The organism is Pseudomonas sp. NY8896, assembly GCF_039634505.1.
Window position 1 is genome coordinate 2606327 of record NZ_CP132350.1, and the last position, 13379, is coordinate 2619705.

Sequence of the window (13379 nt, forward strand, 5' to 3'; positions counted from 1 at the left end):
TTACAGCCCTTCGCCCAGCACCCTGTCGATGCAGTCGACAAAGTAGTCCACACTCGCTCGGCTGGTGCACATCGGTGGCTTGATCTTGAGAATGTTCAGGTAGTCGCCGGTCGGTTGCATGAAGATGCCAAGGTCACGCAGCCGATTGCACAGCGTCATGGTTTCTTCGGTGGCCGGTTCCAGGGTTGCGCGGTCGCGCACCAGCTCCAGTCCCAGGTAAAAACCCGAGCCATGTGCCGCGCCGGCCAGCGGGTACTTGTCGACCAGGGCCTGCAGACGGGCCTTGAAGTAGCGCCCGGTGTCGCGGGCGTTGTCCCACAGGCCTTCCTCCTGCATCACGTCCAGTACCGCCATGCCGATGCGGCAGCTGACCGGGCTGCCACCGGCCGAGGAGAAGAAGTAACCCTCGGCCTCCAGCGCCTCGGCGATTTCACGGCGGGTGATGACCACGCCCAGCGGCTGGCCGTTGCCCATGCCCTTGGCCATGGTAATGATGTCGGGCACCACGCCTTGTTCTTCGAACCCCCAGAAGTACTCGCCCAGGCGGCCATAGCCCACCTGCACTTCGTCGGCGATGCACACGCCACCTCGGGCGCGGACCTTGGCATAGGCGTCGCGCAGGTAGCCTGCGGGCAACGAGATGCCGCCGGCATTGCCGTACACCGGTTCGCAGATGATACCCGCCAACTGGCGGCCTCGGGCGTCCAGGGCAGCCAGCTTGGCGTCGACGTCCTGCAGGTAGTCGGCGGCGCTGTCGGCACCGCGGAAACGCCCCCGGAACGTGTTCGGCGCCTCGACCGGGTGTACCCAGTCCGGGCGGGTTTCCAGGGCTTGCGGGTTGTCGGCGATGGAGGTGGAAATGGCATCGGTGGCCACCGACCAGCCGTGGTAGGCCTCCAGTACGCTGAGCAGGTCACGCCCGCCGCTGTAGGCCCAGGCCAGGCGAATCGCCAGGTCGTTGGCTTCGGTGCCGCTGTTGACCATGAAGACCCTGTCGAAACCGTCGGGGGCCAGGTCCAGCAGGCGTTCGGAGAATTCGGTGATCGCCGCGTAGTGGAAGCGTGAGTTGGTGTTCAGCAGCGACCACTGCCGCGCCGACTCGGCGGCCATGCGCGGGTGGCCGTGGCCCAGTACCGCGACATTGTTGAGCATGTCCAGGTACGAGCGGCCCTGCATGTCGATCAAGTAGTTGCGCCAGCCGCGCTCGATGTGTGGAGGTTGCGCGTAGTAGTGCTTCTGCGAGCGGGCGAAGCTGGCATCGCGGCGGGCCAATAGTGCTTGTGGGTCGGGCAGCGGATCGGCATCGCAATCGAAGCCTAGCAGCGCGGCTGGCGAGGGGCACAGGGCCAGCCAGGCAGCAGCTTGGGACGGCGTGGCGAAGAACGACGGCTGGACGCCGTTGTCCAGGCACAACTGCACGCTGAGGAAGCCACAACTGCGGCCCAGGGACTGGCCTTTTTCTACGGCCTGGCCGTCTGCCGGAGCGTCCTCCAGGCCCTGCAGCCACAAAGCCCAGTGCGTGGTGCGCAGGCAGCCACGGCCGTCGCCATGGCGCTGCCAGATGCCGGTTTCCGGCGCCTGCACCTGGGAGCCGTTGGCCACGTGCAGCTCAACGCCGAGGGCGCAGGTGGCGGGCTCTTCAGGGCGATCAATATGGGTTTGCGAAAGGCGATATTGCCCGTGCAGGCTGCAGGCCGGAGCGGCCTGCAACGTCAGCAGGTGCTGGTCGAAACCGGGTTGCTCCCAGTTTCCGGCCTCGCAATATGTGCTGAGCACCCCCAGGTCTACCCGTGTTACAGCCTGCCCGGCCAGTTCGGGGAGCAAGGGGGCGCAACCGCTCAAGTCCGGCGCCTTGGGTTGCAGGCCCGCAGCCTGCAGGATAGCGGCTTCCATCAGCGCGAAAGGCACAGCGGTGGCGGTGTCGAAGATTTCCCATTCATGGGCGACGTTGTCGCGGGTGTATTGGTTGCCCGGGTCCACGGCAAGTTGTTGCGCGCTGCTCAGCACCAGCACTGCGGCGCGATTGAGCACCAGTGGCCAGAGGGCACGTACTTCGGCTTCGGTCAGTGGGTTGAGCGCCTGGTAGGCACTGATTGCCGGCAGGATCCGCAGCGGGTCGCCTCCGGCGTGGTGCAGCAGCGCCGCGCAAGTCACCGACAGGTCGGCGATGCGCCAGGTGTGCAGCAGGTCGCCGAAGTCGATCACCCCTTGCAACTGCCACTGGCGTTCGCCATCGCGGGCCCACACGGTGTTGTCGTCGGTGATGTCCAGGTGCACGGCCTGGCTTGGCAGTTGATTGACCAGGGGCGCCAGATGCTCGGCTGCCAGCTGGGTAGCCTGTTCGATGCGGGCGCGTTGCTCGGTATTCTGCAGCACGGGCAACAGGTGCTGGATCAGCGCCTGGGCATGTTGCGGGTCCCATTGCAGTGTGCGTGCAAGGCCGGGGTGGTCGAAGTCGACCAAGGCCTTGTCCAGCTTCGCGCAAAGCCCGCCCAGTTCAGCCATCAGACGTGGCGCCATGTGCTTGAGGCGGGTCAGCGGCTGACCTTCGATGTACTCGAGCAGGCGTATGCGCAGTGGTTGCCCGTCCAAGTCCAGTGTCAGCAACCCCTGGTCATCGAGGGCTGGGCGTACGGCCGGCACCGGCAAGCCCTGATTGCGCAGGAAGGCCAGGGCGGCGTGCTGCGCCTCCAGCTCCAGTTGCGCGTAGCTGCCATGGCAAGCCTTGAGTACAAAGCCGCCTTGTGGCGTGGTCACGCGGAAATTCAGGTCTTGCTGGCTGCCTAGCGCGGTCAGGTTGCCGGCAATGCCATAGTGCTTCTGTAGCACGGCGTGTGCCTGGGTTTCGCTGAGCGAAGGGCTGGGCAGGCCAGAACGCTGGATCAGCGTGGCCAGGGCAGGGGAGGCGGGCGGGTGCTGTGGGCTGGACATTAGGCTCTACCGTTGCTGCTGGGGGTTGACGGTGGAGAATTTATGCCCGATTCGGCTGACGATGGAAGACGATTGTTTTCAGAATTTCTGACAATTGGGGCTCAGCCAGTGACGCGCCTTAAGTCCGGCCCCGCCAACACGTCAGCTATTCAGGCGTTTGCGTGTTTCCTCATCGATTACTCGCCTCAGCGAGGCCAGGAACGGTATGGCATCGGTATAGCGTCGGCCATACTCAAGATTGAACGCATAGTCGAAACCGGGCGGGTTATCGCCTTGGGTGTGTTGCAGCAGGGTCTCGATTTTGTCCAAGGCCTTGACCACTTTGGCCTCTGGCGTACTGGCCGCTTCGTACTCATCGAACAAGCCAACGATGCTGTCCTGCATCGAGGGTTCCAGCATTGAGGTCATGGCAACCAGGTCCTGCCGCTCATTCGTCCCTTTGTCTGGAACCGCATGCGCTTGCGGCGCAGGTACATCACCACTCAGCGCTTCCCCAAGGTCATGGACCAGGCATAGCTTGAGCACCTTGCAGATATCGACATCACCCAGTTCTTGTTCGAACACCAGCGCCAGCAACGCCAGCCGCCAACTGTGCTCGGCGGTGCTTTCACGCCGGCCTGTCGAGGTGTGGGCGCTGCGTGTCACGCTCTTGAGCTTTTCGGCTTGGCGCAGGAAGTCGAGTTTTCCATCAAGATTGTGGTTTGGCACGGCGGGTGACCTCTTGCTGATACAGAGGTGAATCTTCGGCTCACCGCAGGCCTGCGTCCACGCATTAAATATGCGCGAGGGTTTCGACCAGCCTGGCAGTTGAGCCATCCGACAGGGTGAACCGGGTCCAACGGCACAGGCTGTGCTGGATGGGCACCAGCGAAGAACCGTTCGTGCCGGTGGTGAACTCCAGCGCCGGCGAGGCCTGGTTGTCGTGCCAGCCGATGCCTGCCAAGCGCTGTTCCTGGCTGGCGATTTCCTCTGTCGCGAATGGCCACAGCGAGACACCCAGCAAATCACTGATGGGCACACTGAACTCAGCTTCGCGGGAAGGCGAGCAGGCCAGCAGGCGGTGGGTAAGGTCGCACACCAAGTGCACCGGTTGCGAGCTGCCCGACACAAGGCGCGCCAACGCGTGATCCGCGGCGCTGCTGAGCTTGGCTTTGAGCAAGGCTTCGATACGCGCCCGCTGCTCGGGCTCGGCGTCTTGCGCACCTGACTCCCAGCGAGAAACGGTCGACTGGCACACCCCGAACATCTGCGCGGCGTGCAGCTGTTTGACCCGGTTCAACAGGCGCCAGTGCTTTAGCAGGGGGCCGATGGGGGGGCTGCGAAGTGAAGGTGAGGTATTCATTGCTACGAAGCCTCAACCTCCAGGAACGCCGCTTCCAGCAGCTGCCGCGTATACGGATGTTGCGGCGCATGGAATATCGCCTGCGCATCACCTTGTTCAACAACATGCCCATGTTTGATCACCATCAACTGGTGGCTCAGCGCCTTCACCACCGCCAGGTCATGGCTGATGAACAGGTACGTCAGGTTGTACTTCTGCTGCAGATTGCGTAGTAGCTCCACCACCTGCCGCTGCACCGTGCGGTCCAGCGCGGAGGTAGGCTCATCCAGCAGAATCAGCGCCGGCTTCAACACCAGCGCCCGGGCAATGGCAATACGCTGGCGCTGCCCACCGGAAAACTCATGCGGGTAGCGATGCCGAGTCCTTGGGTCTAGCCCCACTTCCTCCAGCGCCGCAATAATCGCCGTTTCCTGTTCCTGCGCGTTGCCAATACCGTGAATGCGCAGCCCTTCACCGACAATGTCCGCCACGCACATGCGCGGGCTAAGGCTGCCGAATGGGTCCTGGAACACCACCTGCATCTCACGCCGCAGCGGGCGCACGGCTTTCTGGTTCAGCCCTTCGAGGTTCTGCCCATGGAAGCGAATGCCGCCCTGGCTGGAAATCAGCCGCAAGATCGCCAGGCCCAACGTGGACTTGCCCGACCCGGACTCGCCGACAATGCCCAGTGTCTGCCCCTGCGGCAAGCTGAAGTTGACCCCGTCCACCGCCTTCACATGGTCGACCGTACGCCGCAAAAAGCCCTTTTTGATCGGGAACCATACCTTGAGGTCATCCACCTCCAGCAGCGGCGCCCCGACCGGGTTGTGCGCTGGCAGCCCGCTGGGCTCGGCATTGATCAGCATCTGCGTGTAGTGGTGCTGCGGGGCGCTGAACAGTGTGGCGCATTCAGCCTGTTCCACGATCTGCCCGCGCTGCATCACGCACACGCGGTGGGCGATGCGGCGTACCAGGTTCAGGTCATGGCTGATCAGTAGCAGCGCCATGCCCAGGCGTGCCTGCAGTTCCTTGAGCAGGTCGAGAATCTTCAACTGCACGGTCACATCCAGCGCCGTGGTCGGTTCGTCGGCAATCAGCAGCTCTGGCTCGTTGGCCAACGCCATGGCAATCATCACTCGCTGGCGCTGCCCGCCAGACAGTTCGTGGGGCAGGGCCTTGAGGCGCTTGCGCGGCTCGGGGATGCCGACCAGCTCCAGCAGCTCCAGGGTGCGGGCAGTCGCTTCCTTGCCGGTCAGGCCCTTGTGCAGCAGGAGGATTTCGTTGATCTGCTTCTCGATGCAATGCAGCGGGTTCAGCGAGGTCATCGGCTCTTGGAAGATCATCGCAATGCGGTTGCCGCGAATGCGCTGCAGGGTCTTCTCGTTTTGCTGCAGCAGGTCCTTGCCCTCGTAGCGGATGCTGCCGCTGGGGTGACGGGCCAGCGGGTAGGGCAGCAGGCGCAGGATCGAGTGCGCGGTGACCGATTTGCCCGAGCCACTCTCGCCCACCAGGGCCAGTGTCTCGCCCTTGCGGATGTCGAAGCTGATGCCGTCCACCACCCGGTTGACCTGGTCGCCGGTGACAAACTCCACCGCCAGATCGCGCACTTCGATCAGGTTCTGTTCACTCATGTCACTTCCTCGGGTCGAAGGCATCGCGGGCGGATTCACCAATGAACACCAGTAGGCTCAGCATCAACGCCAGCACGGCAAAGGCGCTGATGCCCAACCATGGGGCCTGCAGGTTGGATTTGCCCTGGGCCACCAGCTCGCCCAGCGAGGGCGAGCCCGCGGGCAGGCCGAAGCCGAGGAAATCCAGGGCGGTGAGGGTGCCGATGGCGCCGGTGAGAATGAACGGCATGAAGGTCATGGTCGAGATCATGGCATTGGGCAGGATGTGCCGGTACATGATCGCGCCGTTGCGCATGCCTAGCGCGCGGGCGGCGCGTACGTATTCCAGGTTGCGCCCGCGCAGGAACTCGGCGCGTACCACGTCCACCAGGCTCATCCACGAAAACAGCAGCATGATGCCCAGCAGCCACCAGAAGTTTGGTTGCACGAAGCTGGCCAGGATGATCAGCAGGTACAGCACCGGCAGGCCCGACCAGACTTCCAGGAAGCGCTGCCCGGCCAGGTCGACCCAGCCGCCATAGAAGCCTTGCAAGGCGCCGGCGATGACGCCGACGATGGAGCTGGCCACGGTCAGGGTGAGGGCGAACAGTACCGAAATGCGGAAGCCGTAGATCACCCGTGCCAGCACGTCGCGGCCCTGGTCGTCGGTGCCCAGCCAGTTGTCCGCCGAGGGCGGCGCCGGGGCAGGTACGCGCAGGTCGTAGTTGATGCTTTGGTAGCTGAACGGGATGGGTGCCCACAGCACGAAGCTGTCTTTCTTGGCCAACAGTTCGCGGATGTAGGGGCTCTTGTAGTTGGCTTCCAGCGGGAATTCGCCGCCGAAGGTGGTTTCCGGGTAGCGCTTGAATGCCGGGAAATACCATTCGCCGTCGTAGCGCACGGCAACTGGTTTGTCGTTGGCGATCAGCTCGGCGCCCAGGCTCAGGCCGAACAGGACCAGGAACAGCCACAGCGACCACCAGCCACGGCGGTTGGCCTTGAAGCGCTCGAAGCGCCGGCGGTTGAGGGGGGACAAGGCCATGTCAGTGCTCCCGGCTGGCGAAGTCGATGCGTGGGTCGACCAGGGTGTAGGTCAGGTCGCCGATCAGTTTCACCACCAGCCCCAGCAGGGTGAAGATGAACAGGGTGCCGAAGACCACCGGGTAGTCGCGGTTGATGGCCGCCTCGAAACTCATCAGGCCCAGGCCGTCAAGGCTGAAGATCACCTCGATCAGCAAGGAGCCGGTGAAGAAGATGCCGATGAACGCCGAGGGGAAACCGGCGATCACCAACAGCATGGCGTTGCGGAACACGTGGCCGTACAGCACCCGTGACCGGTTCAAGCCTTTGGCCTTGGCGGTGACCACGTATTGTTTGTTGATTTCGTCGAGGAAGCTGTTCTTGGTCAGCAGGGTCATGGTGGCGAAGTTGCCAATGACCAGCGCGGTGATCGGCAACACCAGGTGCCAGAAGTAATCCAGTACTTTACCGGTGGTACTCAGCTCATCGAAGTTGTTGGAGGTGAGGCCACGCAGCGGGAACCAGTCGAAGTAGCTGCCGCCGGCAAACAGCACGATCAGCAGGATAGCGAACAGGAACGCCGGGATGGCGTAGCCGACGATAATCGCCGAACTGGTCCACACGTCGAAGTGGCTGCCATGGCGCACCGCCTTGGCGATGCCCAGCGGGATCGACACCAGGTACATGATCAGCGTGCTCCACAGCCCTAGCGAGATCGACACTGGCATCTTCTCGATGATCAGGTCGATGACCTTGGCATCGCGGAAGAAGCTGTCGCCAAAGTCGAGCTGGGCGTAGTTCTTGATCATGATCCACAGGCGCTCGGGCGGCGACTTGTCGAAGCCGTACATGCGCTCGATTTCAGCGATCAGCGCCGGGTCCAGGCCCTGTGCACCGCGGTAGTTGGAACCGGCCACGGAAACCTCGGCGCCGCCACCGGCGATGCGGCTGGTCGCGCCTTCGAAGCCTTCGAGCTTGGCGATCATCTGCTCGACCGGGCCGCCGGGGGCGGCCTGAACGATGATGAAGTTGATGATGAGGATGCCGAATAGGGTCGGGATGATCAGCAGCAGGCGGCGCAGGATGTAGGCCAGCATCTTAGTTGGCCTCGTCCGCAGGGGCTTCGCTGACCGCCGGGGTTACCCCGGGCTTGATCCACCAGGTATCGATGCCGATGTCGTACTTGGGCGACACTTTCGGATGGCCGATGTGGTTCCAGTAGGCCACGCGCCAGGTTTTGATATGCCAGTTGGGTATCACGTAGTAGCCCCACAGCAACACACGGTCGAGGGCGCGGCAGTGGTCGACCAGGCTCTGGCGCGAGTCGGCGTTGATCAGCTGTTCCACCAACTGGTCGATGGCCGGGTCGCGCAGGCCGATGAAGTTGCGGCTGCCGGGGTTGTCGGCGGCGGCACTTGACCAGAACTCGCGTTGTTCATTGCCCGGCGAGTTGGATTGCGGGTAGCCGCCGACGATCATGTCGTAGTCCCGAGATCGCAGGCGGGTAATGTATTGCGAAACATCGACCCGGCGGATGTTCAGCTCGATACCGAGGTCGGCGAGGTTGCGCTTGAACGGCAGCAGGATGCGCTCGAACTCGGTCTGCGCCAATAGAAACTCGATGCTTACCGGCTTGCCTTGGGCGTCGACCATCTTGTCGTCGACGATTTTCCAGCCGGCTTCCTGTAGCAGCTTGTAGGCCTGGCGCTGCTGCTCGCGGATCATGCCGCTGCCGTCGCTGACCGGGTTGTGGAAGGCCTCGGTAAATACCTGTTCGGGTACTTTGCCGCGCAATGGTTCGAGGATTTTCAATTCGCTGGGGCTGGGTAGGCCGTGGGCGGCCATTTCCGAATTGTCGAAGTAGCTGCCGGTGCGGGTGTAGGCGCCGTTGAACAGCTGCTTGTTGGTCCATTCGTAGTCCAGCAGCAGGCTCAGTGCCTGGCGCACACGCACATCCTGGAACACCGGGCGGCGGATATTGAAGATGAAACCCTGCATGCCGGTGGGGTTGCCGTTGGGCAGTTCTTCCTTGATCAGACGGCCGTCGCGCACGGCGGGCACGTTGTAGGCGGTGGCCCAGTTCTTGGCGCTGACTTCCAGGGCATAGTCGAACGCGCCGGCCTTGAGTGCTTCCAGGGCGACAGTGGTGTCCCGGTAAGAGTCGAAGGTCATGACATCGAAATTATAGAAGCCACGGTTGATCGGCAGGTCTTTGGCCCAGTAGTCCTTGACCCGCTCGTAGCGCACCGAGCGCCCGGCTTTGACCTCGGCGACCTTGTACGGGCCGCTACCCAGCGGGATCTCCAGGTTGCCGCGGTTGAACTCGCGGTTTTCGTACCAGTGTTTGGGCAGTACTGGCAACTGGCCGAGAATCAACGGCAGCTCGCGGTTGTTGGTGTGCTTGAACTTGAACAGCACCTTCAGCGGGTCCTCGGCGACCACTTCGGCAACGTCGGCGTAGTACTGCCGGTACAGTGGTGCGCCGTCCTTGATCAGGGCGTTGAAGGTGAACACCACGTCGTCGGCGCGCATCGGGTGGCCGTCATGGAAGCGTGCTTCGGGGCGCAGGTAGAAGCGCACCCAGCTGTTGTCCGGGGCCTTTTCGATCTTGCCGGCGACCAGGCCGTACTCGGTGAACGGCTCATCCTGGCTCTGGCGCATCAGGGTGTCGTAGATGCTACCGATGTTCTCGGCTGCCACGCCTTTGTTGATGAACGGGTTGAGGCTGTCGAAGCCGCCAAAGCTGGACTGGCGGAAGGTGCCGCCCTTGGGCGCGTCCGGGTTGACGTAGTCGAAGTGCTTGAAGTTGGCGGGGTACTTGGGTGGCTCATCGTACAAGGTAAGCGCGTGTTGCGGTGCGGCCAGGGCGGGAAGGCTCAGGCAGGCGAGCAACAGGCTGCCTGCCAGCCGGCGCAGACGGTGCGTTGGCGTCATTGGGCTTTCTCCGAAGTCTTGATCCACCAGCTGTTCAGCCCAAGGGTGTAGGGCGGCGTGGTGACGAAGGCGAACCGGTTGCGGTAGGCCAGGCGGTGATTGTCGAGGTACCAGTTGGGGATCATGTAGTACTGCCATGAGAGCACGCGGTCCAGGGCACGGGCGGCGGCGACCTGGTCATCGCGGGTGCGGGCGGCGAGCAAGGTGTCGAGCAGGTGGTCGACCACCGGGTCCTTGACCCCAGCATAGTTCTTGCTGCCCTTGGTCGCGGCCTGGCTGGAATGGAAGTACAGCCATTGTTCGAGGCCGGGGCTCAGGGTTTGGTTCAGGGTCATCAGAATCATGTCGAAATCGAACTGGTCCAGGCGTTGTTTGTACTGGGCACGGTCCACGGTGCGCAAGCGCGCATCGATGCCGATGCTGGACAGATTTTCGACATAAGGTTGCAGGATGCGTTCAAGGTTGGGGTTTACCAGCAGCAGCTCCATGCGCAGTTGCTGGCCTTTGCTGTCGACCAGGCGCTGGCCGTTCAGCTTCCAGCCGGCCTCGGCGAGCAGGCCCAGGGCCTGGCGTAGGGTCTGGCGGCTGATGCCACGGCCATCGGTGTGGCTGACCTTGTAGGGTTCGCTGAACAGTTTGGCGGGCAACTGGTCCCGGAATGGCGCCAGCAGCAGCCACTCTTTGCCGGTGGGCAGGCCGCTGGCGGCGAATTCGCTGTTGGGGTAGTAGCTGGTTGAGCGGCGGTAGGCGCTGCTGAACAGTGCGCGGTTGGTCCATTCGAAGTCGAGCATCAGCCCCAACGCCTGGCGTACCCGCGGGTCGCTGAATGTGGCCCGGCGGCTGTTCATGAACAGGCCCTGGGTTTGCGTGGGGATGCTGTGCGGGATTTGTGCCTTGATCACCTCGCCACGGCGCACGGCAGGGAAGTTGTAACCGTTGGCCCAGTTTTTTGCCTGGTGCTCGATGTAGATGTCGAATTCACCAGCCTTGAACGCTTCGAAGGCCACGGTGGCGTCGCGGTAGAACTCGTATTCCACCCGCTTGAAATTGTACTTGCCACGGTTGACCGCCAGGTCCTTGCCCCAGTAGTTCTTCACCCGTTCGAACACCAGCCGGCGCCCGGGTTGTACCTGGGTGATGCGGTAGGGGCCGCTGCCCAGGGGGGGCTCGAAGGTGGTGGCCTTGAAGTCGCGCTTTTGCCAATAGTGCTTGGGCAGCACCGGCATTTCGCCCAGGCGCAGGATCAGCAGCGGGTTGCCGGCGCGTTTGAACACGAAGCGGATGCGCAGCGGGCCCAGGATGTCCACCCGTTGTACTTCCTGCAGGTTGGTGCGGTAGATCGGGTGGCCGTCCTTGAGCAGCGTGCGGTAGGAGAAGGCCACGTCGGCCGAGGTTATCGGCTGGCCGTCATGCCAGCGGGCTTCCGGGCGCAGGTTGAACACCACCCAGCTGCGGTCCTCGCTGTACTCCACCGAGCGGGCGATCAGGCCATAACTGGAGGTGGGCTCGTCACCGGACGGGTCGTACAGGCCGGTGCCGACCATTAGCGGCTCGTTTAGCTCGCTGATGCCGTACTGCTGGAAATTGGGCGTGGTTATAGGGCTCGACCCCTTGAAGGTGTAGGGGTTGAGGGTATCGAAGGTGCCAAAAGCCATGGCCCGCAAGGTGCCGCCCTTGGGCGCTTGCGGGTTGACCCAGTCGAAGTGGGTGAAGGTGGCTGGGTACTTGAGCGTGCCGAACTGCGCGTATCCGTGGCTTTCGCTCACCATCGCGGCTGCGGGAAAGCTCAAGGCCAGGCTGAGTGATAGCAGGAGGGGACGTATCAAGTCGGCATCCGATCCAGAGGCGTTGGGCTTTGATCGGGTACAGTAACAGCTTGGTGGGGTTGGAAAAAGAGAGGTTTTGAGGGAGGGGTTGGTGGTACAGGTCGGCGTGAGCGGCGTGGTACCTGTGGGAGCGGCCTTTTGTCGCGAAAGGGGCGCTTAGCGGCCCCAGGGTCTCAGCTTCGCAGCTTGCATTGCCGGGGCTGCTTCGCAGCCCTGTCGCGACACAAGGCCGCCCCACAGGGCCGCGCAATGGCCCTGAGCGTTATATCAATGCGAGAGGTAGACGGTCAGGGTTTGGCCCGGCTTGAGGGCGTGGCCGCTGCGTGGGTTCCAGCGTTTGAGGTGCTGCATTTCCACGTTGAAGCGCTTGGCCACCAGGTACAGCGAGTCGCCCTTGCGTACCTTGTACTGGGTGGAGCGCTTGCCGGACGCCGCTACCCGGTTGCCGGCGGCGCTCGGTCCGCTGCCACCGCGAAGTGCCAGCACCTGGCCGGCACGCAGGTTGTTGCCGGACAGACGGTTCCAGCGTTTGATGTCATTGACCGAAACACGGTTGGCCTTGGCGATGGCGCCCAGGTTGTCGCCGCGTTTGACCCGGTAGCTGCGCGCGGCCACCGGTGCCTTGGCTTCGGCCACGGCGCGGGCGAACACGGCCTTGTTCGGTTGCAGGCTGACCAGCTGTTCTGGCTTGAGGTTGGACAGGCTGTCGCTCAGCAATTGCGCCTTGGCGGTCGGTACCAGCAACTGCTGCGGGCCGTCCACGGTCATGCGTTTCTTGAAGGCTGGGTTGAGTTGGATCAACTCGTCTTCGTCGATGTTGGCAAATGCCGCCACCCGCGACAGGTCGAGGCGGTCGTTGATGGCCACCGCTTCGAAATAGGGCTCGTTGGCGATCGGGTTCAGGTTCACGCCGTAGGCTTCAGGCGTGAGCACCACCTGCGACAGGGCCAGCAACTTGGGTACGTAGTCGCGGGTTTCCTGTGGCAGCGGCAGGTTCCAGTAGTCGGTTGGCAGCCCGAGCCGTTCGTTGCGTTCCATGGCGCGGCTGACCGTGCCTTCTCCGGCGTTGTAGGCGGCCAGGGCCAGCAGCCAGTCACCGTTGAACATATCGTGCAGGCGGGTCAGGTAATCCAGCGCAGCGTTGGTCGACGCGGTGATGTCGCGGCGGCCATCGTAGAAGTTGGTCTGGCGCAGGTTGAAGTGACGGCCTGTGGCTGGCATGAACTGCCACATGCCGGCAGCACTGGCGCGTGAGTAGGCCATCGGGTTGTAGGCGCTTTCAATGGCGGGGAGCAGGGCCAGCTCCAGCGGCATGTCGCGTTCTTCAAGACGCTCGACGATGTAATGCAGGTAGAGGCTGCCACGCTCGCCAGCGCTTTCGATGAAGGTCGGGTTGCTGGCGAACCACAGGCGCTGTTGTTCGATGCGCGGGTTGACGTCGATGCTGTCCTGCAGGGCAAAGCCCTGGCGCATGCGCTCCCAGACATCCTGTGGTGCCTGCTCGGCCGGCTTGGCCAGCAGCGGTGAAGGTTTGTGCTTGATCCGCGCCTGGTAGTTGTGCGCGCGAACGCTTTCGGATTCGTCGAGCTGACGGGTGCTCTGGCAGCCCACCAAGGTGGCGGCCAGGGCCAGCGCACTGATTTGGGCCAGGCGCGTCAGGGCGACGGAATGAGAGGTTCTGCGGCTACGGGAAGACATCGGCTGACACAGGTATCCGGGCGAAAAATTTCGGCGATT

At 63.2% G+C, this 13379-nt stretch carries 9 protein-coding genes; all 9 read right to left on the reverse strand.

Going from position 1 to position 13379, the window contains the following annotated elements; translation table 11 throughout:
- The 9 genes from Q9451_RS11690 to Q9451_RS11730 all read right to left on the reverse strand — a co-directional run bounded on the left by Q9451_RS11690 (nucleotide 1) and on the right by Q9451_RS11730 (nucleotide 13340).
- On the reverse strand, nucleotides 1–2931 hold the full coding sequence (locus tag Q9451_RS11690) for an aminotransferase (protein ID WP_012273320.1): 2931 nt from the start codon (nucleotides 2929–2931) through the stop codon (nucleotides 1–3).
- Between the two features lie 141 nt (nucleotides 2932–3072).
- A complete protein-coding gene (locus Q9451_RS11695) occupies nucleotides 3073–3639 on the reverse strand; it encodes an HD domain-containing protein (protein ID WP_012273319.1) in 567 nt (188 codons plus the stop codon).
- A gap of 64 nt (nucleotides 3640–3703) precedes the next feature.
- Nucleotides 3704–4273, reverse strand: coding sequence for a helix-turn-helix transcriptional regulator (locus Q9451_RS11700; protein ID WP_345960927.1), 570 nt, complete (start codon nucleotides 4271–4273; stop codon nucleotides 3704–3706).
- Nucleotides 4274–4275: 2 nt separating this feature from the next.
- On the reverse strand, nucleotides 4276–5883 hold the full coding sequence (locus tag Q9451_RS11705) for an ABC transporter ATP-binding protein (RefSeq protein WP_012273317.1): 1608 nt from the start codon (nucleotides 5881–5883) through the stop codon (nucleotides 4276–4278).
- A 1-nt stretch (nucleotide 5884) separates the two neighbouring features.
- Nucleotides 5885–6904 carry an ABC transporter permease gene (locus Q9451_RS11710; protein WP_012273316.1) on the reverse strand — a complete coding sequence of 340 codons (1020 nt, stop codon included), beginning with the start codon at nucleotides 6902–6904 and terminating at the stop codon, nucleotides 5885–5887.
- Between the two features lies 1 nt (nucleotide 6905).
- Nucleotides 6906–7979 carry a microcin C ABC transporter permease YejB gene (locus Q9451_RS11715; protein ID WP_012273315.1) on the reverse strand — a complete coding sequence of 358 codons (1074 nt, stop codon included), beginning with the start codon at nucleotides 7977–7979 and terminating at the stop codon, nucleotides 6906–6908.
- A gap of 1 nt (nucleotide 7980) precedes the next feature.
- Nucleotides 7981–9816, reverse strand: coding sequence for an extracellular solute-binding protein (locus tag Q9451_RS11720; protein WP_012273314.1), 1836 nt, complete (start codon nucleotides 9814–9816; stop codon nucleotides 7981–7983).
- Entirely contained in the window at nucleotides 9813–11642 is a 1830-nt protein-coding gene (locus Q9451_RS11725; RefSeq protein ID WP_209976227.1) for an extracellular solute-binding protein, read from the reverse strand. The genes Q9451_RS11720 and Q9451_RS11725 overlap by 4 nt, the downstream gene beginning before the upstream one ends.
- Before the next feature lie 267 nt (nucleotides 11643–11909).
- Nucleotides 11910–13340 (reverse strand): lytic transglycosylase domain-containing protein, encoded by a 1431-nt coding sequence (locus tag Q9451_RS11730; RefSeq protein WP_012273312.1) that lies wholly within the window; start codon nucleotides 13338–13340, stop codon nucleotides 11910–11912.
- Between the last annotated feature and the right edge of the window lie 39 nt (nucleotides 13341–13379).